Origin of the sequence: Pseudomonas frederiksbergensis (assembly GCF_001952935.1) — a bacterium.
GTDB lineage: Bacteria > Pseudomonadota > Gammaproteobacteria > Pseudomonadales > Pseudomonadaceae > Aquipseudomonas > Aquipseudomonas frederiksbergensis.
The window spans coordinates 217,464-239,094 of sequence record NZ_CP018319.1 but is presented as its reverse complement, the minus strand read 5'-3'; the positions used below and the strand labels follow the sequence as shown (position 1 = coordinate 239,094).

The window sequence follows — 21,631 nt, the reverse complement described above, 5'->3', positions numbered from 1 at the left end:
TTTATTCCAGGTTTGTGGGGCTCGGACGCGGTTATCTGTTGTGTTTTGAATATGAGCGGAAATTCTCAGAAAATTCCTACGGATCATTCATTTTTCAATGAGCGAACTTTCCTAAGCATTGGTGGAATTTGATTTTATGAGATTGATAGTACGCTGCCATTAGGTAAATTAGATGGCTAGATAGATGGCATTGAAATCAGTATTGGTCTGACTCTTAAGTCCATAGAGAGAGGTCATGTATGTCTGAGCAAATAAATAAGTTTATAAACACCGCCAGGTCGGTAGAGATCGGTAATCCCTCTTGGGCGCTTGCGCAAAATTCGGGGCTGACCGATTTGAGTATCAAGCATGCTCAGCAGGGACGTATGCAGGACCAGAATGGTCATTTATTCATGAATATGTGCTCGTGTTCATATTTGGGTCTTGAAGTCGATGAGCGTCTGGCTCGACGTGCCGCAGATTATGTGTTGAGTTGCGGTACTGTGAATTTGCCCACCTCACGTATCAGAATAAGGCTGAAAGAACTCGATGAACTTGAAGAAGCCTTATCGGCACATTTTGCTTGTCGAGCGTTCACCGCGACTTCCTGCAGCGCGGGCATTGTCGCGTCTTTACCCTTACTGGCAGCCGGGATGTTTACTGATGGCCAGCGCCCTGTTTTGATTTTTGATAAGCATGCCCACTTTGCTCTGAATCAGGTCAAGGCCATCTGTGGTGATGAAACGCAAGTTTTCACTTGCAATCATAATGATGTCGACTTTATTGAGGATATGTGTAAGCGCCATCCTTTGGTCGCGTATGTTGCTGACGGTGCTTACAGTATGGGGGGAAGTGCGCCTGTTGAGCGACTGTTGGCTTTGCAGGACAAATATGGGCTATTTCTCTACTTCGATGATTCTCATTCATTAAGTGCCTATGGCGAGAAGGGTGAGGGCTATATTCGTACTTTCATGCCTGAGCTTAATCCGCGAACCATACTGGTTTATTCATTGGCCAAGGCGTTTGGTGCCAATGGTGGCGGTATATATATGTCGGAAAAGGCCAATTACCACGAGGTTTTCCGCCGTTTTGGCGGGCCGATGTCCTATTCGCAATATGTAAACCCCGCCACTGTTGGCGCGGCCATGGCTTCCCTGGATATTCACAAGACCAGTGAACTGGCCGTTTTGCAGGAGAAACTCAATTCCAATATCCGCCTGTTCGACAGCTTGTTTGTGACGGAACACGCGGGATCGGGTTTGCCTATTCGGGTTATTCCCTTGGACAGTCCGGATATGGCGATCGGCGTTTCCGAGGGGGTATTCAAACGTGGGTATTACACCTCCGCAGTCTTCTTCCCGATTGTGGCCAGGAATAAATCCGGTTTGCGCGTGATGATGCGTGCAGACATGTCCCAAGGCGATGTTCTGGGATTCTGCTCCGCAGTTAAGGCGGAGATCGAAAGGGTTCGTCTGAGCTTGAAACCAGCCCAGTATTGAGAGGACATGATGATCAATCCCACACCAAGAAGCTTACTGTACTGCTCCGCTTTGTACCCCGGGCAATACGCTAAGAATAATCTGACTGATGTAATGGTGATTGACCTGGAGGATGGCGTTCCACTCCCTCAGAAGGTTCAAGCACGGTTGTGTGTCGAGCAGTTCTACCGTGGCCATGTCTCGCAGCGCACGGCGCTGCGAATTAACCCTCTGCGCGATAATCAGGGATTGCTTGATCTGCTGCTGGTGCAATCGCTTGATCAGCGACCCGAGTTCATCGTCATGGCGATGACCGAGGCGGCTGCTGAAATAGATATTGTACGGGCCAATTTGAGCCGCGACGGAGAGAGCCCAAAGATTCTGGTTACGGTTGAGACGCCAGCCTGTCTACGTGATATTCACACCATCGCGTCCAGTGCTGATGGACTGATCTTTGGCTCCGCCGACTATGCGGCCAGCCTGGGTGTCACTATCGGAGGTTGGGCCAATATGCTGCATGCTCGCGCGAGCATCGTCTCGGCTGGCAGTGCGGCGAGGATCCCTGTGTTCGACACCGCCTACTTCAAACTCGATGATGAGATGGGACTTCTGCAAGAGTGCCGTGACGTCCGGGAGTTGGGTTTCAGTGGCAAGACGGCCATTCATCCAAAGCAAATATCCACTATCAATGAAGTCTTCACTCCGTCCGTTGCTGAATATGAGCATGCATTGGCAATTGTGCAGGCTTCGGAAAACAGCGGCGAAAAAATTACGAAATTGAAGAACCTGATGGTGGGGCCTCCGTTTGTAAAACAAGCAAGAAAATTGATCCAGCGCGCTCAAGAGTTGGGTCGGTGAGGAGAAGGCAATGGAACCGATGATTCTGGCCCACGAGCGGATCGGTGAAAATCGATATCGCGAGTCCTATGGCCTGCATTACGAACAGTTTGTGGTGGGTGATATTTTCGAGCACCGGCCCGGCCGTACCGTAACGGAGTTGGATAATATCTGGCAGTCATTAATCAATATGAATAACCATCCTGCGCATATCGATCTTGCGTATGCACAGCAAACCGAATTCAAGAAGTTGTTGGTCAACAGTTCGGTGACACTGTCCATTGTCAGCGGAATGACAGTGGCAACCATGAGTGCGCGTGCGATCGCAAATCTGGGCTGGGACGAGATTCGATTGCCGAACCCGGTCTATGTTGGTGACACCTTGTACGCTGAGAGTGAGGTGGTTTCCAAGCGCGAATCCCGGTCGCGTCCAGGGCAAGGCATCGTCACCATCAAGGTCATTGGACGCAAGCAGGATGGAACACCGGTGATCACTTACTTGCGTACATTCCTAGTTCCCCGGAACGGTATGTCGCAGGACTACCCCGTCGGATAAGGCAGCGCCATTCCGAGATTCTGGTCGCAGACCTGGCTGGCGGTGACCAACCGCAGCTCCAGGAATGACAGGCCCTTTCGAACAGCATCAATGGAACAAGGAATTGCCATGCTGCTTCTGAACAGTGAAGACATTGAGCGGTGTATCAATTTTCCAAGGCTTGTCCAGGCACTGGAGGAGGCTCATAGAGGGTTTGCGTTGGCGTCCCCGGTGGTCCCACAACGTTTGATCATTACACATGAGCGACAAAGAGCTTTCTCACTGTTCATGCCGGCATTTATACCCCAGAGCCAGACACTGGGGATTAAGGTGTCGTCATTTCATCCAGGCAACGCAGAGCGGGGGTTATCGTCAGTCAATGGCGCGGTTTTGTTGATGGATATCGAAACCGGGCAGTTACTGGCGATACTCGACGGGGCGACCCTTACTGCCCTCCGTACCAGTGCCATGAGTGCCTTGGCGACGGACAAGCTTTGCCCGCATGAGCGACTTAATTTGGCCGTCATCGGTGCCGGTACCCAAGCTGCGGCGCATATAAGAGCGATGACCACCATCCGGGAGTTGGGGTGGATCAAGGTGTTTTCGCGTCGATTTAATCAAAGTGTCGCTTTGGCCGAACGTCTTTCCAATGAACTGTCGCTGCCGATCACTGCGGTGCGAAGTATGGATGAGGCGCTGGCCGATGCTGACATCGTCTGCACGACAACGTCCCATGATCGTGCGCAACCGCTGATTATGGCGCACCAACTGAAACCATCCGCCCATGTAAACGCCATTGGCGGCAGTTCGCTGCTGGCGTGTGAGATCGACCCTGCAATGTTGGCTGATGCTCAGGTTCATGTTGACCATCTGGGTTGCGCTCGATGTGAGTCGGGAGAAATTTCTCAGGCTTTAGCGTTATCGATAATCGGCGAAAAGGACATCCGTGAGATGAGTGCATTGGTTGCCGATCATTCTCCGCCGGCAATGCTGAAGCGTGGTCTGAGTTACTTCCGCAGCGTCGGGCATGCCAGTCAAGATATGGTGACTGCTACTTGTATCTATGCCTTGGCCAAGGAAAAGCACATCGGCATGAGCTGCAACTATCTAAGTACTTGAGGGTAGTTAAACCGGGACGTTTGAAACAGCAATCAATGTTGCCGACAGGGAAAGAGGAGCATTCATGAATATTCTGATGATCGATTCGTTGCGAGTGAATTATGTCGAGCCGGGGGAGTACTGCTGTGGGCCAGAGCAGCAGCCGTATGCAGTTGAGGTGACGTCCAATCCATCGGATGAGCAACTCGCCCGGGCCGACGGCATTATTGCCTTTCATTCGGTCGTCATCGATGAGCCGTTAGTTGCCAAAATGCATCGTTGCCGGGCGTTGGTGAAGGCGACCATCGGTCTTGATGATGTCGATGTCGAGGCCTTGAGCGCGAAGGGCATTCTGCTCTCCAATATTGGTTCGGTGGGGGTAGAGGAAGTCGCGGAGCACGCCATGGCGCTCATATTGTCCGCCCAGCGAAAGCTTCTCGATTACGCCGCGCATACCAGGCAAGGCGGTTGGAGTTGGAGAGCGCATTCCGGTGAAGTTAAAGCGTGCCGCGACACGGTTCTGGGGCTGATCGGCTATGGGGCAACGGGGCAGGCATTGGCGCGCAGGGCGGCTGCCATGGGTTATCAGATCTGCTATTACGATCCTTGCGTTGAGAAATGTGTTGAAGGCATTGCAGAGGGCGGGTCACTGGATTCTTTGCTCGCCAAGGCAGATGTCATATCGCTGCATCTGCCCCTCACCCCCGATACGCGACACCTGCTGAATGACCGGTGTTTTTCACGCATGAAGCGGGGTGCAACTCTGGTCAATACTGCGCGGGGCGCAATTGTCGATACCGACGCGTTGCAGCGGGCCTTGCAGTCCGGGCTTGTGTCCATGGCATTCCTGGACGTGCTGCAGGAAGAACCGGCCCCCCCACAGGCGTTAATCGATCATGAACGTGTATTGCTGACACCCCATGCCGCGTTTTACAGCGAGCGATCGCTGGGTCAGTTGAAGGCCCGTGCTTTGGGAGCGATGCTGAGTTTGCTGCGAGGGGAAAGGGTGGACACCGTCATCAATCCTGATTGCGCACGGATGGAGGCGAAGGGATATGCCTGAGTTGAAACTTGCAGGTCCTGAGGCTTCGAAGCCTGGATTGCCGGCCTGGTTCGACCTGGCGATCGGCAACAGTATTCTTCAATACGGTCAGCGGTTGGCGGCGCGGCAATTACTGGTCAATACCTTGGGTAATATTGCGATACGCAACCATTGCCCGTACTGGCGGCGAGAAGTGATCTACACCAAGCACCGAGGCGTGTCGCTGGAAGAGTCCGGTCTTGAGCATCTGGCGGTGCTGGATATGCAATCCAATGAGCTGCTGCATGGTCGTTTTCGCCCTAGTGCAGGACATCAAATGCACCGGGAAATCATGCGGTGTCGCTCTGACGTTAATGCCACCGTGCATCTTCATCCCAATGAAGTCATTTCTTTTTTTGCTGTCATGCAATGGCGTGAGATGGCGTATGTGTCCAATGACACCGCGCTGGTGATGGGCAAGCCACCGTGCATTCTTCGCGAAGGTGTGAACATCGAACTGGACGTCAGCGCCATCGGACGATGCGCGCATGACACCAACTGTATTGTCATGCCCGGTCATGGCATCACCAGTTTCGGTCGTGACCTGTCTGAGGCGTTTCATCGTGCTGTGGCATTCACTGCGGAAATCAGTCGGCTGATCACCAGCCAGTGTTTGTCGGCAGCCACTGGCAAGTCGGTCGTGTACGTGAGCGATGAACAGGTGCAGCACATGTACGAATCGGGTGAGCAGGTGATCTACGGGGGTATGCACAGATGAAGGTTCATGAGCATATCAAGCGTTCCGGGTCATGGAAGGTACCTGAACGCGACCTCTCGTCGGTGTTGCTGGATTTGAACGAAAATCAGTTTTTAAACGATTTTCTGCTGAGATTCATTGCCACCGAGTTACAGGTCCGGGATCTGTTTACCTACCCTAACTATCAGCCGCTGCTGGCCGAGCTGGCAAACTACTGCAAGGTTTCGACCGACAGCCTGCTGCTGACCAATGGTGCGGATCAAGCAATCGACTTGGTGGTGCGCTTGCTGTTTTCACCAGGGGATCGGGTGGTCATTCCGTCTCCGGTATTTTCCTTCTATTACCAGATGCTCAGTGTGAATGGTGTAGAACCGGTGATTGTGGGATTCGAGAAGCAAACACAGCATTTCATTCTCCCGACCAAAGCCATCCTCGAAGCCTTGCAGACGAGCCACGGGCTGATTCTGTGCAATCCCAATAATCCGTTGGGCGCGCGAATCGACGCTGAACAATTGAAGGTTCTGGTCGAGGCTTGTGTGAGACTGAACAAGCCAGTGATTGTTGATGAGAGCTACTTTGAATATTTGCAGCAGACCTGCCTGGACGCGTTCAGCTCAGTCAGGCAATTGTTCGTCATTCGCTCATTCTCCAAGTATTTCGGCCTTGCCGGATTGCGTTTGGGGTATGTCGTCACGCATCCGGAATCAATTCGCGAGTTGTTGAAGGTGCGAGGGCCTTGGGATATCAACCACGTAGCGGTGAAAGCTGCCCTGTTCTGTTTGAATAACCGTAAAGCACTAGAGCAAGCCCACCATGAACTGGCGCAGGTCAAAAACGAGATAATCGAGTTTTGCCGGGTTTACGGAATCGTCGTTTTCGATAGCGAAACGAACTTTCTACTATTGGAAGACCATAGCGACGGCCGTTTGGCCAAGGCGTTCGCACGGGCAAACATTCGCGTAAGCGACTGTTCCCAATATCCTCACAGTTTCGGGTTACTTGAAAACATTCTGCGTGTAGTCGTGCCGGCGTCTTCGGATCTGAAAACATTCCTGATGGCGGTAATGCAGGGAAGCGGCAATGAGGGCAGCAAGAGTGATGTGAAGGAAGCAGTTCAGTAGTGAAGCCATTGCTGATAATGAGCGGTTTGGGCACTGGGATGCGCAATATCGTGCTGCTCCGATTGCTGTTCGTCATGACGAATGCCTTGGGTCCCTTCGCCGCTTTGTTTTTCCAGCGTCATTACCGGCTCGATAGTGCCGGGGTGGCATTGGTGATTACGCTGATGTCGGCGTTTTTTCTCGTGGGTAACGTGTTGGGAGGAGCGTTGGTCGGACGCTATACGTTCAGGACACTGTTGGTCTGCTCTTCTGTATGTTCATTTGTATGCTTGTTGTGCGGGATTTTGTTCAGTGCGCCGGTCGCATCCATTGCCATGGTTTTGCTGTTCATGTTCTGCGCGGGGCTGGTCACACCTGTGTTCAGTATCTTGACGTCCTTGACGGCTAACGATAGTAACCGCGTCGCCTTTTTTGGCTATTTGCATCTGGCCAGCAATCTGGGAGCGGCTCTGTTGTTTGTCATTGGCGGATATTTACTGGCCCTCGATAGCGTCTACCTAATGTTTTTTGCGCTAGTCACCAGTGTGTTGTGCCTGTTCTCAAGTGCCTGTCTGTCTCTGCCGGAAAGCCACGGCAGCAAACCTGCAACAAGGGAAACTTCAATTGGCATGATGGCTGGCATACCGCATGTCGTGATTGCTGCGGGCGTCATGTTCTTTGCGTTGGCGGTGCTGGATGCACAGCGTGAGTACCATCTGCCGTTGTGGCTTGATGTGGTAACGGCAGGGAAGGCTGCCAGCCTGTTCGGTGCAGTAGGAATCGTCAATGCGCTGCTGGTGATACTGTTGACGCAGTCGCTGATTGCATTGACGTCGCGTTTCGAGCCGCTCACCAATTTGGCTTTTGCCGCGATTTTCTACAGTGTTGGGTTCGGCGCCTATGCCTTTTTCGAACATACGGTGCTGATTCTGTTTTTTGTTTTTTTCTGGACGCTAGGTGAGATTCTCAGCGTTACCTACGTCACCGCGCTCATCTCGCAAAAAGCTCCATTGCAAACGCAACCTACGCTCTTTTCTCTTGTTCCTGTCGTACTGGCGGGGGCGAGGATGGTGTCCGTGGGGCTGGGAGCCTTGCTGATCGCTGGCGTTGGTTTCCCGTTGAGTTGGAGCCTCTATGGGGTTCTGGGCATCGCATTTGGAGGCATCTGTTTTTTTGTCGGACACAGGGCAGTTGTATTACCCCGCACCACATCGCTCGACTAAGGCTGCATCCGAAACACCGATCGAGAACTAACAAAGGAATTGTGGGTTGATCGAGTCTTGTCGCTCAGCTCCAGCACAGGTGAGGAACACTCTATGCGAGCACAGTACGACGCGGCCTCTGTTGAAAGTACGGGTCAGGCCCAATGGCTTGAAAATGATGTATTCAGGGCGATTGAAGATACTTGCCGGCCTAAATTCTATGCCTGCTCGATGCTTCCCTATCCATCGGGAAAGTTGCACATGGGGCATGTACGCAACTATACGATCAACGACATGTTGGCTCGCCATATGCGCATGAAAGGATTCAATGTCCTGATGCCTATGGGATGGGATGCCTTTGGCTTGCCTGCAGAAAACGCAGCTATGAAATCGGGTGTTTCGCCAGCGCAGTGGACGCTATTGAATATCGCGGACATGAAATCGCAAATGCAGCCTTTGGGGCTTGCCTTCGATTGGTCCCGGGAGATTGCCACTTGCGACCCTGAATACTACAAGTGGAGTCAGTGGTTTTTCCTCAAATTGCTGGAAAAGGGCGTGGCCTACAAGAAAACCCAGGTAGTCAATTGGGACCCTGTCGATCAAACGGTGCTGGCCAATGAGCAAGTGATCGACGGTCGAGGTTGGCGTTCGGGGGCTCTCGTCGAAAGGCGGCAGATACCGGGTTACTACCTGCGTATAACCCAGTATGCCGAGGAATTGCTCTCGGCAATCGACACTCTGGATGGTTGGCCGGACAGGGTCCGCACCATGCAGCGCAACTGGATAGGGAAGGTCGCAGGAGTGCGTTTGGCATTTGCCCACCGAATTCAGGACGCTGCTGGACAAGTGATCGACGAAGGCAAACTCTGGGTATTTACCACCCGTATCGATACGCTCATGGGCGTCACCTTCTGTGCCATATCCCCTGAACATACACTGGCCAAGTATGCCCTGGAGCTCAACCCTGGGTTGGAGCCACAGGTGCAAACCTGCCGACAAACGGCGGATTCCGGCCCGTCCGGCAGTCAGAGCAAGTTTGGCGTCCACTGTGGCTTGCATGTGGAGCATCCGTTGACCGGTGAGCCTGTTGAGCTGTGGATAACCAATTATGTGCTCGGCGAGTATGGTGACGGAGCCCTGATGGGGGTGCCTGCGCACGATGAGCGCGACTTTGAATTTGCCAATCAATATGGCTTGGCCGTCCGCCCAGTCATTGCCTGGGACGATCACGTATTCGACCCGAAGTTCTGGTCCGACAACTGCACTCGTCGAGAGGGGCACCTCATCAACTCAGGTGTCTACGATGGCCTCTCTGTTGCAGAGGCGGCCCAAGCGATAACCGCTGCGCTGATTGATCGCCGAATGGGAGAGAAGACTACGACTTGGCGCCTGCGCGACTGGGGGATCTCACGGCAACGTTACTGGGGGACGCCGATTCCTGTCATCCAGTGTGAGCAATGTGGTGACGTGCCGGTGCCTTATTCGGACTTGCCGGTCGTATTGCCTACTGATTGCGTGCCGGATGGAAGCGGCAACCCGTTGCTGGCGCATAAGTCGTTTCTTCATGTGGATTGCCCACGCTGCGGAGCGGCAGCGCAGAGAGAAACAGACACCATGGATACCTTCGTCGATTCGAGCTGGTATTTCATGCGTTATTGCGATCCTGATAGCGATACCTCGATGGTTGGCTCCGGCAGTCGTTACTGGATGCCAATCGATCAATACATCGGTGGTATCGAGCATGCGGTGTTGCATTTGCTCTATGCGAGGTTCTGGGCACGAGCCATGCGTGACGAAGGGCTGGTGGATTTCAGCGAGCCGTTCAAGAACCTGTTTACCCAAGGCATGCTCTTGCGTGAAAGCTATTTCCGAAAAGCCGACGACGGTAGCCTGCAGTGGTTTTACCCCGCGCAGGTGGTGGTCGAATATGACGAAAAAAACCGTCCTTTGAGGGCTACGGCGCTTGAGGACGGTTTGCCCGTCATCATCGGTGGCGTGGAAAAAATGTCCAAATCGAAGAATAACGTCGTCGAGCCGAAAGACATCATTAACAAGTTCGGCGCTGACACCGCCCGACTTTTCACGATCTTTGCAGGGCCTCCTGATCAGGACACGATCTGGAGCGATAGCGGCGTTGAAGGAGCCTATCGCTTTCTGCGCCGGCTCTGGAGTTTCTTCCACGACGAGCAGTCTCGGTGCTGGGCAGATGATCGGGTTGAAGACACGGCTGAATCGAAACGCGTGCGCTTTGAGACGCATCGTTTGCTGCAGCAGATCAACAACGATTACGAACGATTGCAATACAACACCGTCGTTTCGGGCGCAATGAAAATGCTCAAGGTGCTGGAGGGGGACAGGGGGGCCAGTCAGCCGATTCGCCGCGAGGCCATGGTCTTCCTGTTACAGGTTTTGCACCCAGTGACGCCGCACATCACTCAGGTCCTTTGGACGGAGGTTGGGTTCGAGGGGGATATTTACGACAGTCCGTGGCCCATGCCGGACAGCGAAGCCTTGAAACAGGACGAAGTAAAAATGATGGTGCAGATAAATGGCAAGTTGCGCGGGCACATTATGATCGAGGCTGATGCCGAGCATGACGCCATTCGGTGCAGGGCGTCATCCGACGCAGGGTTGCGCAACCACCTGAAAGGGGCTGGCAGGATGATTGTGGTGCCCAACCGGCTGGTGAACTTCATCGTCTGAACTATTGAACTGGCGAACCGGAAACAAAGCGCGGTTACCGAGGAGGTGACGGTCGACAGCTTTCACGAGCGAGTCCGCTCGCTAGATCCGAGGCAAAAAAAACGCCCCGAACCAGTCGGGGCGTCAGATGTGCGACGTTGCAGTTAGCTTTCTATTCGGTCTGCAACGGCCGTTTGCTCAGGTGAAGCAGATCAGTGGAACTGTTCTTCTTCAGTCGAACCGGTCAGCGCGGTTACCGAAGACGAGCCACCTTGAATCACGGTGGTCATGTCGTCGAAGTAGCCGGTGCCCACTTCCTGCTGGTGAGCCACGAAGGTGTAACCCTTGGCGGCGTCAGCGAACTCTTGCTCTTGCAGCTTCACGTAGGCAGTCATGTCGTTACGGGCGTAGTCGTGCGCCAGGTTGAACATGCTGTGCCACATGTTGTGAATGCCGGCCAGGGTGATGAACTGATGCTTGTAACCCATGGCAGACAGTTCGCGCTGGAACTTGGCGATGGTCGCGTCGTCCAGGTTTTTCTTCCAGTTGAAGGAAGGCGAGCAGTTGTAGGACAGCAGTTGGTCCGGGTATTCCTTTTTGATCGCTTCGGCGAAGCGACGAGCTTCGTCCAGATCCGGCTTGGCGGTTTCGCACCAGATCAGGTCGGCGTACGGCGCGTAAGCCAGGCCGCGAGCGATGGCCTGGTCGAGACCGGCGCGCACTTTGTAGAAGCCTTCCTGGGTACGTTCGCCAGTTACGAACGGCTGGTCGTACGGATCGCAGTCGGAAGTCAGCAGGTCAGCCGCGTTAGCGTCGGTACGAGCCAGGATGATGGTCGGAGTACCAGCAACGTCAGCCGCCAGACGGGCAGCGGTCAGCTTCTGTACAGCTTCCTGGGTAGGAACCAGTACCTTGCCGCCCATGTGGCCGCATTTTTTCACGGAAGCCAGTTGGTCTTCGAAGTGAACGCCAGCGGCGCCTGCTTCGATCATGCTCTTCATCAGCTCGTAAGCGTTCAGTACGCCGCCGAAACCGGCTTCAGCATCAGCCACGATCGGCGCGAAGTAGTCGATGTAGCCTTCGTCGCCCGGGCCTTTGCCGGCTTTCCACTGGATCTGGTCAGCACGACGGAACGAGTTGTTGATGCGCTTGACCACGGTTGGAACCGAATCCACCGGGTACAGCGACTGATCCGGGTACATCGATTCGGCGGAGTTGTTGTCCGCAGCGACTTGCCAGCCCGACAGGTAGATCGCCTGGATACCGGCTTTAACTTGTTGTACAGCCTGGCCGCCGGTCAGGGCGCCCATGCAGTTGACGAAATCTTTCTCAGGACGGAAGGACGGCTTGGCGCCCTGGGTTACCAGGTTCCAAAGCTTCTCGGCGCCCAATTTTGCAAAGGTGTGCTCAGGTTGAACCGAGCCACGCAGGCGGACGACGTCAGCAGCGGAGTAAGCGCGTGTCACGCCTTTCCAGCGTGGGTTTTCAGCCCAATCTTTTTCGAGGGCTGCAATTTGCTGTTCGCGTGTCAGTGCCATGGAGATAAACCTCGTCGCATAGGTCTGGGTGGAAAATTCCTGCTCCTGCCAAATACGCATCAGGGGCGTAAGGGGCTGCTCGCTGACCAGAAGCTTAGGTATTCAAGTCGGATTCGGCGGGGATGGCGACGGGATGAACGATGGGCTCGAGGGGAAGTGAGCAGGTAAGGGCGAACTGGCGAGCGCATTCGGGCGTCGTGGGCCTTGGTGCGAACTTCAGTGTGGAGCCGGGTTACCTAATTACGCTTCCGTCCCTCGGGACAACTTCGTTCCAGTCGGCAACCTCGTCAAACACACCTTGTGGGCGGTACAGACACGAAACGGCTCGCGGGGTAGGTGCGAACGGCGCTTCGAAGGCCCTTGCCAGGGCCCCTGATTAGCGGGAGCGAGGCCATCATGCCTTTGCTTTTTTGTATCGTCAAACGTTTTGTAGTGCTTTTTTTATGGCACTACATCTTTGGTCTAATACGACTAATCAGTCAGTTTTCGGTGAATTAGTCCAAAGTATCGACTTTCACCCGCAGGGTCATGTCATCCCGGCCCTGAGTCGAGTAGCTGCGGGTCTGACCCTGTTTATCGGCTTGAGTCTGGCGGTTCACACCGGCCAGGGTGATCCATTCACCTAGTCGTCCCGTGACAGTGGTGTCGGTACTTTGCACATTCACTACATCGGGACGTTCCTGGCTCATTCGGTCACGATTGGTGCTGATCGCCAGGTGAACGATGTCGCCGGTGACGCTGGCAGTGACATAGAAACCTTGAGTGACGTTGCGGTATTCGGTCTGGCTGCGCAGATCGCCGTAGGAATCGGTCTGAGTGCTGGTGAGCGGAACGCTCTGGCCGACCTGGATCAGTGCCGGCGTCCCTTCGCTGGCCTGGACCTGCTGAATCCCGCCGTCACGGCTGTCGGTACTGTGATTGATGATGCGAGTCTGGCTCGGTTTGGCGCCATTGACCGAGTAACCCTGATCGCCCTGGAAGTTGTTTTCGTTGGTGTCGACAGTGATCAGCAGGCGCTTGGGTTGGGTGTCGAGTTGGGCGATAAGGGCTTTAAGTTCGTCGATCTTGCGCTGATCGGCATTGACGATCAGTTGGTTGCCGTATGCGCTGACCTGGCCTTCCTTGCCAATGAAATCCTGGGCCATCGGCAGCATGTCGGCACTGGTGCGGTAGTTCAGTGGCACGATCTCGGTGGCCGCCATGGCCGAAAAACTGCAGGCCATCAGCAGCGTGGTGAGCAGGGTGCGTAGGGACATATCCGTTATCTCCGACATCTTGAAGTGGTGATATTGCCAGTTTGTCGGCCTGGAGTGGGGCAAGTTGAATCGTAGACAGCAAAACGCCCCGGCATCCGAGAATGACGGGGCGTGATCGTTCCCACGCTCCGCGTGGGAATGCAGCCTGTGACGCTCCGCGTCACTAGCCGCGATGGGACGCGGAGCGTCCCGAGAGGCATTCCCACGCGGAGCGTGGGAACGATCGGTGGCAGGGTGTCAGACCGAATGCCGCACCATGTCCACATGCGGAATCCCGGCTTCCAGGAATTCCTCACTGACCAGGCTGAAGCCCAGGCGCTCATAGAACGCCGTGGCCTGTACCTGTGCGCTCAACATTTGCTGCTTCAGTCCGCGCTTTTCGGCTTCACCGATCACCGCTTGCATCAGCGCATCGCCGACTTTCAAGCCGCGCCAGTCTTTCAGCACCGACACCCGGCCGACGTGGCCGTCAGGCAGGAGGCGGGCGGTGCCAATCGGGAAATCGCCTTCAAATGCCAGAAAATGCACAGCTGTTGCGTCATCAGCATCCCATTCCAGCTCGGGTGGAACGGATTGCTCGGCGATGAACACCGTCTCACGAATGCGCCGGATCTCGGCGTTGTCCTTTTGCCAGTCTGCGACACGTACGTGAATTTTATTCATCAGCAAACCCCAGGCTGCCTTGCTTGACCAGTTCGCACAGCAGGCCGCGGCCGTCTTCGTCGCTCAGCCAGTCACCGAGGTTATCGGTGTGCAGGGCGTCGGCAGCGCAGATCAACTTCAGCAGCTCGCGCAGTTTGCCCGGCAGGTAACGGCTCTGGCCGCTGGCGAACAGCAGCAGGTCGTCATCGACTTCGGACCAGGCCAGTCGCGCGCTCGGGTTGCGGATCAGCACGGCGCCTTGTTCCAGGCTGGCGAGAAAGTCTTCTTCTTCGACTTCTTCCGGGCCGACGATCAGTTCCGGGTAGCGCGGCTCGGTCATGTACTGGCCGAACCAGGTCAGCAGCAGGCGCTCGTCGCTCATGTGCTCGGCCAGCAAGGCTTTCAGGCGATCAAGGGCGTCGTGCTGAATCTGGTGTGGATCGACCGCCGGCAGGGCGTCGGCATCGGTGTAGCGCTCTTCATCGGTCAGGAACTGGCTGAGGAAGTCGGTGAAGTGAGTCAGCACTTCAGAGGCGCTCGGGGCGCGGAAGCCGACCGAGTAGGTCATGCAGTCATCCACCGCAACGCCGCAATGGGCCAGGCGCGGCGGCAGGTAGAGCATGTCGCCCGGCTCCAGAACCCACTCATCGGTGGCTTCGAAGTCGGCGAGGATGCGCAGGTCTGCGTGTGACAGCAGCTTGCTCTCGGAGTCGCACATCTGACCTATCTTCCAGTTGCGCTTGCCGTGACCTTGCAGCAGGAACACATCGTAGTTATCGAAATGCGGACCGACGCTGCCACCCGGGGCGGCGAAGCTGATCATTACGTCGTCGACGCGCCAGCTCGGCAGGAAGCGAAAGTTTTCCAGCAACTCGCTGACTTCTGGCACGAATTGGTCGACCGCTTGCACCAGCAGGGTCCATTCGGTTTCCGGCAACTTGCTGAATTCGTCTTCGGCAAACGGGCCACGACGCATTTCCCAAGGACGCTCGCCGTGCTCGATCACCAGGCGCGATTCAACTTCTTCTTCCAGTGCCAGGCCGGCCAGTTCGTCTGGGTCGATCGGGCTTTCGAAATCAGGAATCGCCTGGCGGATCAGCAGGGGTTTTTTCTGCCAGTAGTCGCGCAGGAATTCGCGCGCCGTGATGCCGCCCAGAAGTTGAAGGGGAATATCAGGATTCATGTGTAACCTATTGAAAAAAAGCACTTTTCAGACGGGAATAAAAACGCCCGGCGCTGCCGGGCGTCTCAAAAGGGTCAAGCGGTCGATCAGATGCGTTTGGCTTGCTCTACAGCGTTACCGATGTAGTTCGCCGGGGTGAGCAATTTCAGCTCAGCCTTGGCGGCGGCTGGCATGTCCAGGCCGTCGATGAAAGTTTGCAGTGCTTCAGGGCTGATGCCCTTGCCACGGGTCAACTCTTTCAGTTTTTCGTACGGGTTTTCGATGTTGTAGCGACGCATCACGGTCTGGATCGGCTCGGCCAATACTTCCCAGCACGCGTCCAGGTCGGCAGCAATCTTCTGAGCGTTGAGCTCGAGCTTGCTGATGCCCTTGAGGCTGGCTTCGTACGCGATCACGCTGTGGGCGAAGCCGACACCGAGGTTGCGCAGTACGGTGGAGTCGGTCAGGTCGCGCTGCCAGCGGGAGATCGGCAGCTTGCTCGCCAGGTGCTGGAACAGTGCGTTGGCGATGCCCAGGTTGCCTTCGGAGTTTTCGAAGTCGATCGGGTTGACCTTGTGCGGCATGGTCGACGAACCGATTTCGCCAGCGATGGTGCGCTGCTTGAAATAACCCAGGGAGATGTAGCCCCAGATGTCGCGGTCGAAGTCGATCAGGATGGTGTTGAAGCGCGCGATCGCGTCGAACAGCTCGGCAATGTAGTCGTGCGGTTCGATCTGCGTGGTGTACGGGTTGAATCCCAGGCCCAGCTCGTCTTCGATGAAGGCGCGGGCGTTCTCTTCCCAGTCGATCTCCGGGTAGGCCGACAGGTGAGCGTTGTAGTTGCCGACAGCGCCGTTGATCTTGCCCAGCAGCGGAACGGCCGCGACTTGAGCGATTTGACGCTCCAGGCGGTAAACCACGTTCGCCAGCTCTTTGCCCAGGGTGGTCGGCGAGGCCGGTTGACCGTGGGTGCGCGACAGCATTGGCACGTCAGCAAAACGGATCGCCAGTTCGCGGATGGCTTCGGCAGTCTGGCGCATCAGCGGCAGCATCACGTCATCACGGCCTTCGCGCAGCATCAGGGCGTGGGACAGGTTGTTGATGTCCTCGCTGGTGCAGGCAAAGTGGATGAATTCGCTGACAGCAGCCAGTTCCGGCAGCTTGGCCGCTTGCTCTTTGAGCAGGTACTCAATGGCTTTGACGTCGTGGTTGGTGGTGCGCTCGATCTCTTTGACACGCTCGGCGTGCTCCAGAGCGAAGTTCTCCGCCAGGGTGTTCAGCACAGCGTTGGCTTCGGCGGAGAACGCCGGCACTTCGCTGATGCCAGGGTGAGCGGCCAGGCGCTGGAGCCAGCGCACTTCAACCAGAACGCGAGCACGGATCAGGCCGTATTCGCTGAAAATTGGGCGCAGGGCCTGGGTTTTGCCGGCGTAGCGGCCGTCAACAGGGGAAACCGCAGTGAGCGAAGAAAGCTGCATGGGGTGTTCTCGGACAGTCGGGCAACGAAATGGGGCGCGTATCATACATGAAAAAATCCGCCGGTCCGTTGCCAACTGACCAGCGTCTTACGCGTTACAAATTACAAAAGGTCTTGCGGGCGCGGTTCAGCTGTTGCGCATCAGCGGGTAAAGCTCTTTCAGCAACTTGCGACGGCTGATCACCAGCTGCCAGCGATGACCGCCCAACTGCCGCCACAGGCGCGCCGATCGAATCCCGGCCAGCAACAGGGCGCGGATTTTCGAAGCGTTGCTCGGTTGCTGCAGGTTACGCATGTCGCCGTGGACCTGAATGCGTTGGCGCAAGGTGCTCAGGGTGTCCTGATACAGGGCGCCGCACGCTGCAATGACGTTTTCGTGAGCCGGGCCGAAGTGCTCGACCTGGGATTGAATCTGCGGCAGACGCTTGCCGATCTCGTCCAGCATGTCGTTGCGCTTGGCCAGCTGACGCTCCAGGCCGAGCATCGCCAGCGCATAGCGCAGCGGTTCGCGCTGAAGGGTGCTCGGGTCGCGTTCCAGGGCACCAATCAATGCGCGGTAACCTTCACGCAGATTGAGGTCGTCGCCGCCATAGACTTCCAGGGTGTCCTTGGGGTCGCGAATCAGCAGGCTGCCGAGCATGCAGGTCAGGCCGGCTTCGGTGGTCTGGCCGGTCTTGGCGATCTTGTCGACCAGCACCGCAGCGAGGAACACGCCGCCCAGTGCCGTCAGTTGCTCCTGAGTGGGGCTCATTGCTGCTCGCCTTGAGGAGTGCCTTTGCTGGTCCACGGCTCCGCGACTTCGATCACGCCACCGCCGAGGCAGATTTCACCGTCGTAGAACACCACGGACTGGCCTGGGGTGACCGCGCGTTGCGGGTCATCGAAGGTCGCGCGGTAGCCGGTGGCGGTTTTTTCCAGCGTGCAGGGCTGATCGCTTTGGCGATAGCGGACTTTGGCGGTCAGCCGGCGCGGTTCGCTCAGGTCGATCGGGTTGACCCAATAGATGTCCGAGGCGAGCAGGGCGCGGGAGAACAGGTACGGGTGATCATTGCCCTGGCCAACGATCAACTCGTTGTTGACCAGATCCTTGATCAGCACGTACCACGGCTCGTCACTGGCGTCTTTCAAACCGCCAATGCCCAGGCCCTGACGCTGGCCGATGGTGTGGTACATCAAGCCGTGGTGACGGCCGATGACTTCACCTTCGGTGGTCTTGATCTCGCCTGGCTGGGCCGGCAGGTATTGCTTGAGGAAATCGCTGAAGCGACGTTCGCCGATAAAGCAGATTCCGGTGGAATCCTTTTTCTTCGCGGTGGCGAGTTCATGCTTCTCGGCAATTGCGCGCACTTCGGGTTTTTCCAGCTCGCCGACCGGGAACAGGGTCTTGGCGATCTGTTCGCCGCCCACGGCGTGCAGGAAGTAGCTCTGGTCCTTGTTCGGGTCCAGGCCCTTGAGCAGCTCGGTACGGCCATCGATATCGCGGCGTCGCACGTAGTGGCCAGTGGCGATCAGGTCGGCACCAAGCATCATGGCGTAGTCGAGGAACGCCTTGAACTTGATCTCGCGGTTGCACAGGATGTCCGGGTTCGGCGTGCGGCCGGCCTTGTATTCGGCCAGGAAGTGCTCGAACACGTTGTCCCAGTACTCGGCGGCGAAGTTGGCGGTGTGCAGCTTGATGCCAATCTTGTCGCACACGGCCTGAGCGTCCGCCAGGTCATCCATGGCGGTGCAGTATTCCGTTCCATCGTCTTCTTCCCAGTTCTTCATGAACAGGCCTTCCACCTCATAACCCTGCTCGATCAGCAGGAGAGCGGAAACGGAAGAGTCCACGCCGCCGGACATGCCGACAATGACGCGCTTCTTTTGTGTGTCAGAAGGGGCTGGATCACGCATAGGGATTCAATGAGTGTCTTGAAAAAGGACGCGATTCTAACAGGCCGAAGCCCGCAAGGCTAAAGAGAAGGGCGGATCAGTTCGAGACCGAAGTGTTGGCCGTCCAGATAATCATCGATACAGCGGATGATCAGCTCACTGCGCCAGTTTGCGCGCTGTGCCAGCAGTTCGTCACGCGTCAGCCATTTTGCACCGACGATACCGTCGTCCAGCTGATAGTCGGGGTGATGTTTGAGCGGTTTTGCGGTGAAGCAGACCCGCTGATAAGTCACGCCGTTGCTCGGAGCGGTGTAGAGGTAAATGCCCACTACGCCAGTCGGCTCGACGTCCCAGCCGGTTTCCTCGAGGGTTTCGCGCACGGCGGCTTCGATCAGGGTTTCGTCCGGGTCGAGGTGGCCGGCGGGCTGGTTGAGCACCGTTCGTCCGTGCTTGGATTCTTCGACCATCAGGAAGCGGCCGTTGTCTTCGACGATGGTGGCGACGGTGATGTGGGGTAGCCAATCCATAAAGCTTCCTCGAATTTTGAATATTGAAATACGGTCAAATGTGGGAGCGGGCTTGCTCGCGAAAGCGGTGGGTCAATCGACATCAATGTTGAATGATAAACCGCATTCGCGAGCAAGCCCGCTCCCACATTTGTTCGGTGTTCACATTGGAATGTGGGGCAGAAACAGAAACCCCGGCACTGGGCCGGGGCTTCCTTGCATCCTTACAACCTTAAACCAGCGCAGCGATCGCGGCGTTGAAGGTATTGCTCGGGCGCATGGCCTTGCTGATCAGTTCGGCATTGGCGTGGTAGTAACCGCCGATGTCCACTGGCTTGCCCTGAACGGCGTTGAGCTCGGCAACGATGGTTGCTTCGTTCTCGGTCAGGGTCTTGGCCAGTTCGCCAAACTGCGCTTGCAGTGCAGTGTCTTCGGTCTGGGCGGCCAGGGCTTGTGCCCAGTACAGCGCTAGGTAGAAGTGGCTGCCGCGGTTGTCGATGTTGCCGACTTTGCGCGATGGCGATTTGTTGTTGTCCAGGAACTGGCCGGTGGCCTGGTCCAGGGTCTTGGCCAGCACCAGCGCTTTAGGGTTGTTGTAGGTAACACCCAGGTGCTCAAGGGAAGCGGCCAGGGCCAGGAACTCACCCAGGGAATCCCAGCGCAGGAAGTTCTCTTCCAGCAGCTGCTGAACGTGCTTCGGTGCCGAACCGCCGGCGCCGGTTTCGAACAGGCCACCGCCGTTCATCAGCGGAACGATCGACAGCATCTTGGCGCTGGTGCCCAGTTCCATGATCGGGAACAGGTCGGTCAGGTAGTCGCGCAATACGTTGCCGGTCACCGAGATGGTGTCCTTGCCTTCGCGAGTGCGGTCCAGGGTGAACTTCATCGCGTCGACTGGCGACATGATGCGAATGTCCAGACCGGAGGTGTCGTGATCCTTCAGGTAAGCCTGAACTTTCTCGATCACTACACCGTCGTGGGCGCGCATCGGGTCCAGCCAGAAGATCGCTGGAGTGGCGCTTGCGCGAGCGCGGTTGACGGCCAGTTTGACCCAGTCCTGGATCGGCGCGTCTTTGGTCTGGCACATGCGGAAGATGTCGCCGGCTTCAACCGGTTGCTCCAGCAGCAGGCCACCTTTGCTGTCGGTCACGCGGACAACACCGTCGGCCTTGATCTGGAACGTCTTGTCGTGCGAGCCGTACTCTTCGGCTTTTTTCGCCATCAGACCAACGTTTGGCACGCTGCCCATGGTGGTTGGATCGAAAGCGCCGTGCAGCTTGCAGTCTTCGATTACCGCCTGGTAGATGGTGGCGTAGCAGCGATCCGGGATCACAGCCTTGGTGTCGTGCAGCTGGCCGTCGGTGCCCCACATTTTGCCGGAGTCACGGATCATCGCTGGCATCGAGGCGTCGACGATCACGTCGCTCGGCACGTGCAAGTTGGTGATGCCTTTGTCGGAGTTGACCATGGCCAACGACGGACGAACGGCGTAGACCGCCTGGATGTCCGCTTCGATCTGCGCTTGTTGCTCGGCCGGCAGGGCTTTGATGCGAGCGTACAGGTCGCCGATGCCGTTGTTCAGGTTGAAGCCGATCTGCGCCAGCACGTCAGCGTGCTTGGCCAGTGCGTCCTTATAGAACTCGGCAACGATCTGGCCGAACATGATTGGGTCGGAGACCTTCATCATGGTGGCTTTGAGGTGAACCGACAGCAGCACGCCTTTGGCTTTGGCGTCTTCGATCTCGGCTGCGATGAAGCTGCGCAGCGCGTTTTTGCTCAGAACGGCGCAATCGAGGATCTCACCGGCTTGCACGGTGGTTTTTTCTTTCAGGACGGTGGTGGTGCCGTCTTGAGCGATCAGTTCGATTTTGACGGCATCAGCGGCGTCGATCAGGGCAGCTTTTTCGCTACCGTAGAAATCGCCGGTGCTCATGTGCGCAACGTGGGACTTGGAGTCTTTGGCCCAGGCGCCCATTTTGTGCGGGTGCTTGCGCGCGTAGTTCTTGACCGACAGCGGTGCACGACGATCGGAGTTGCCTTCGCGCAGAACCGGGTTCACGGCGCTGCCCTTGATCTTGTCATAACGCGACTTGGCGAGCTTGTCGGCGTCGCTGGTCACGGTTTCCGGGTAGTCAGGCAGTGCGAAGCCCTGGGCTTGCAGTTCCTTGATCGCGGCTTGCAGTTGCGGAACCGAGGCGCTGATGTTCGGCAGCTTGATGATGTTGGCTTCAGGCGTAACGGCCAGGTCGCCCAGTTCGGCGAGGTGGTCGGCTACGGCTTTGTCACCCAGTTGCTCGGGGAAGCTGGCCAGGATGCGCCCTGCAAGAGAGATATCGCGGGTTTCCACGGCGATATCAGCGGAGGCGGTGAAGGCCTCTACGATAGGCAACAGTGAATAGGTGGCGAGGGCGGGAGCTTCGTCGGTGAAGGTATAGATGATCTTCGAGCGGGTGGGCATATTCGGATTAACTCTCTCTTCTTTGCTAAAG

18 protein-coding genes are annotated in these 21,631 nt (G+C 56.4%); 9 read left to right on the top strand and 9 right to left on the bottom strand.

Annotation, left to right across the window (positions count from 1 at the left end):
* Window positions 1-239: 239 nt before the first annotated feature.
* The 9 genes from PFAS1_RS01255 (at window position 240) to leuS (ending at window position 10,710) form a co-directional block, all read left to right on the top strand.
* Window positions 240-1,478 carry an aminotransferase class I/II-fold pyridoxal phosphate-dependent enzyme gene (locus PFAS1_RS01255; protein WP_076027921.1) on the top strand — a complete coding sequence of 413 codons (1,239 nt, stop codon included), beginning with the start codon at window positions 240-242 and terminating at the stop codon, window positions 1,476-1,478.
* Between the two features lie 6 nt (window positions 1,479-1,484).
* A complete protein-coding gene (locus PFAS1_RS01250; RefSeq protein ID WP_232252196.1) occupies window positions 1,485-2,315 on the top strand; it encodes an HpcH/HpaI aldolase/citrate lyase family protein in 831 nt (276 codons plus the stop codon).
* 10 nt (window positions 2,316-2,325) lie between these two features.
* Complete coding sequence (locus tag PFAS1_RS01245; protein ID WP_076027920.1) at window positions 2,326-2,850, top strand: MaoC family dehydratase; 525 nt, start codon at window positions 2,326-2,328, stop codon at window positions 2,848-2,850.
* A gap of 108 nt (window positions 2,851-2,958) precedes the next feature.
* Window positions 2,959-3,948 (top strand): ornithine cyclodeaminase family protein, encoded by a 990-nt coding sequence (locus PFAS1_RS01240; RefSeq protein WP_076027919.1) that lies wholly within the window; start codon window positions 2,959-2,961, stop codon window positions 3,946-3,948.
* A 64-nt stretch (window positions 3,949-4,012) separates the two neighbouring features.
* Window positions 4,013-4,990, top strand: a complete 978-nt coding sequence (locus tag PFAS1_RS01235; protein ID WP_076027918.1) for a C-terminal binding protein — start codon at window positions 4,013-4,015, stop codon at window positions 4,988-4,990.
* Window positions 4,983-5,726, top strand: coding sequence for a class II aldolase/adducin family protein (locus PFAS1_RS01230; RefSeq protein WP_076027917.1), 744 nt, complete (start codon window positions 4,983-4,985; stop codon window positions 5,724-5,726). The genes PFAS1_RS01235 and PFAS1_RS01230 overlap by 8 nt, the downstream gene beginning before the upstream one ends.
* On the top strand, window positions 5,723-6,826 hold the full coding sequence (locus PFAS1_RS01225) for a pyridoxal phosphate-dependent aminotransferase (RefSeq protein ID WP_076027916.1): 1,104 nt from the start codon (window positions 5,723-5,725) through the stop codon (window positions 6,824-6,826). Before PFAS1_RS01230 ends, PFAS1_RS01225 begins: the two co-directional genes overlap by 4 nt.
* Window positions 6,826-8,028, top strand: coding sequence for an MFS transporter (locus PFAS1_RS01220; protein ID WP_232252194.1), 1,203 nt, complete (start codon window positions 6,826-6,828; stop codon window positions 8,026-8,028). Before PFAS1_RS01225 ends, PFAS1_RS01220 begins: the two co-directional genes overlap by 1 nt.
* Before the next feature lie 93 nt (window positions 8,029-8,121).
* The gene (leuS, locus tag PFAS1_RS01215; protein ID WP_076027915.1) at window positions 8,122-10,710 is read left to right on the top strand and encodes a leucine--tRNA ligase; all 2,589 of its coding nucleotides are present in this window, start codon (window positions 8,122-8,124) and stop codon (window positions 10,708-10,710) included.
* 191 nt (window positions 10,711-10,901) lie between these two features.
* Here the strand turns inward: leuS and aceA are convergent, their stop codons facing one another.
* The 9 genes from aceA to PFAS1_RS01170 all read right to left on the bottom strand — a co-directional run bounded on the left by aceA (window position 10,902) and on the right by PFAS1_RS01170 (window position 21,600).
* Window positions 10,902-12,227 (bottom strand): isocitrate lyase, encoded by a 1,326-nt coding sequence (gene aceA / locus PFAS1_RS01210; RefSeq protein ID WP_008032724.1) that lies wholly within the window; start codon window positions 12,225-12,227, stop codon window positions 10,902-10,904.
* A gap of 494 nt (window positions 12,228-12,721) precedes the next feature.
* The gene (locus PFAS1_RS01205; RefSeq protein WP_076027914.1) at window positions 12,722-13,483 is read right to left on the bottom strand and encodes a secretin N-terminal domain-containing protein; all 762 of its coding nucleotides are present in this window, start codon (window positions 13,481-13,483) and stop codon (window positions 12,722-12,724) included.
* Window positions 13,484-13,720: 237 nt separating this feature from the next.
* On the bottom strand, window positions 13,721-14,146 hold the full coding sequence (locus PFAS1_RS01200; RefSeq protein ID WP_074878193.1) for a GNAT family N-acetyltransferase: 426 nt from the start codon (window positions 14,144-14,146) through the stop codon (window positions 13,721-13,723).
* Window positions 14,139-15,308 carry a ribosomal protein uL16 3-hydroxylase gene (locus tag PFAS1_RS01195; RefSeq protein WP_076027913.1) on the bottom strand — a complete coding sequence of 390 codons (1,170 nt, stop codon included), beginning with the start codon at window positions 15,306-15,308 and terminating at the stop codon, window positions 14,139-14,141. The genes PFAS1_RS01200 and PFAS1_RS01195 overlap by 8 nt, the downstream gene beginning before the upstream one ends.
* Window positions 15,309-15,394: 86 nt before the next feature.
* Window positions 15,395-16,765: an adenylosuccinate lyase gene (purB, locus tag PFAS1_RS01190; RefSeq protein ID WP_027925117.1), complete on the bottom strand. Its 1,371-nt coding sequence runs from the start codon at window positions 16,763-16,765 to the stop codon at window positions 15,395-15,397.
* A 126-nt stretch (window positions 16,766-16,891) separates the two neighbouring features.
* Window positions 16,892-17,515, bottom strand: a complete 624-nt coding sequence (gene hflD / locus PFAS1_RS01185) for a high frequency lysogenization protein HflD (RefSeq protein WP_076027912.1) — start codon at window positions 17,513-17,515, stop codon at window positions 16,892-16,894.
* Entirely contained in the window at window positions 17,512-18,657 is a 1,146-nt protein-coding gene (mnmA, locus tag PFAS1_RS01180; protein WP_076027911.1) for a tRNA 2-thiouridine(34) synthase MnmA, read from the bottom strand. The genes hflD and mnmA overlap by 4 nt, the downstream gene beginning before the upstream one ends.
* Before the next feature lie 59 nt (window positions 18,658-18,716).
* Window positions 18,717-19,163, bottom strand: a complete 447-nt coding sequence (locus tag PFAS1_RS01175) for an NUDIX hydrolase (RefSeq protein ID WP_074878184.1) — start codon at window positions 19,161-19,163, stop codon at window positions 18,717-18,719.
* Between the two features lie 211 nt (window positions 19,164-19,374).
* Window positions 19,375-21,600: an NADP-dependent isocitrate dehydrogenase gene (locus PFAS1_RS01170; RefSeq protein WP_076027910.1), complete on the bottom strand. Its 2,226-nt coding sequence runs from the start codon at window positions 21,598-21,600 to the stop codon at window positions 19,375-19,377.
* Between the last annotated feature and the right edge of the window lie 31 nt (window positions 21,601-21,631).

What these genes read in the sequence shown, in the direction of transcription:
- PFAS1_RS01205 (WP_076027914.1), bottom strand. Translation starts at nt 13,483, where the DNA reads ATGTCCCTACGCACCCTGCTCACCACGCTGCTGATGGCCTGCAGTTTT.
- mnmA (WP_076027911.1), bottom strand. Translation starts at nt 18,657, where the DNA reads ATGCGTGATCCAGCCCCTTCTGACACACAAAAGAAGCGCGTCATTGTC.
- PFAS1_RS01255 (WP_076027921.1), top strand. Translation starts at nt 240, where the DNA reads ATGTCTGAGCAAATAAATAAGTTTATAAACACCGCCAGGTCGGTAGAG.
- PFAS1_RS01240 (WP_076027919.1), top strand. Translation starts at nt 2,959, where the DNA reads ATGCTGCTTCTGAACAGTGAAGACATTGAGCGGTGTATCAATTTTCCA.
- PFAS1_RS01170 (WP_076027910.1), bottom strand. Translation starts at nt 21,600, where the DNA reads ATGCCCACCCGCTCGAAGATCATCTATACCTTCACCGACGAAGCTCCC.
- hflD (WP_076027912.1), bottom strand. Translation starts at nt 17,515, where the DNA reads ATGAGCCCCACTCAGGAGCAACTGACGGCACTGGGCGGCGTGTTCCTC.
- PFAS1_RS01245 (WP_076027920.1), top strand. Translation starts at nt 2,326, where the DNA reads ATGGAACCGATGATTCTGGCCCACGAGCGGATCGGTGAAAATCGATAT.
- PFAS1_RS01200 (WP_074878193.1), bottom strand. Translation starts at nt 14,146, where the DNA reads ATGAATAAAATTCACGTACGTGTCGCAGACTGGCAAAAGGACAACGCC.
- PFAS1_RS01175 (WP_074878184.1), bottom strand. Translation starts at nt 19,163, where the DNA reads ATGGATTGGCTACCCCACATCACCGTCGCCACCATCGTCGAAGACAAC.
- PFAS1_RS01250 (WP_232252196.1), top strand. Translation starts at nt 1,485, where the DNA reads ATGATGATCAATCCCACACCAAGAAGCTTACTGTACTGCTCCGCTTTG.
- PFAS1_RS01235 (WP_076027918.1), top strand. Translation starts at nt 4,013, where the DNA reads ATGAATATTCTGATGATCGATTCGTTGCGAGTGAATTATGTCGAGCCG.
- aceA (WP_008032724.1), bottom strand. Translation starts at nt 12,227, where the DNA reads ATGGCACTGACACGCGAACAGCAAATTGCAGCCCTCGAAAAAGATTGG.
- PFAS1_RS01195 (WP_076027913.1), bottom strand. Translation starts at nt 15,308, where the DNA reads ATGAATCCTGATATTCCCCTTCAACTTCTGGGCGGCATCACGGCGCGC.
- leuS (WP_076027915.1), top strand. Translation starts at nt 8,122, where the DNA reads ATGCGAGCACAGTACGACGCGGCCTCTGTTGAAAGTACGGGTCAGGCC.
- PFAS1_RS01225 (WP_076027916.1), top strand. Translation starts at nt 5,723, where the DNA reads ATGAAGGTTCATGAGCATATCAAGCGTTCCGGGTCATGGAAGGTACCT.
- PFAS1_RS01230 (WP_076027917.1), top strand. Translation starts at nt 4,983, where the DNA reads ATGCCTGAGTTGAAACTTGCAGGTCCTGAGGCTTCGAAGCCTGGATTG.
- purB (WP_027925117.1), bottom strand. Translation starts at nt 16,765, where the DNA reads ATGCAGCTTTCTTCGCTCACTGCGGTTTCCCCTGTTGACGGCCGCTAC.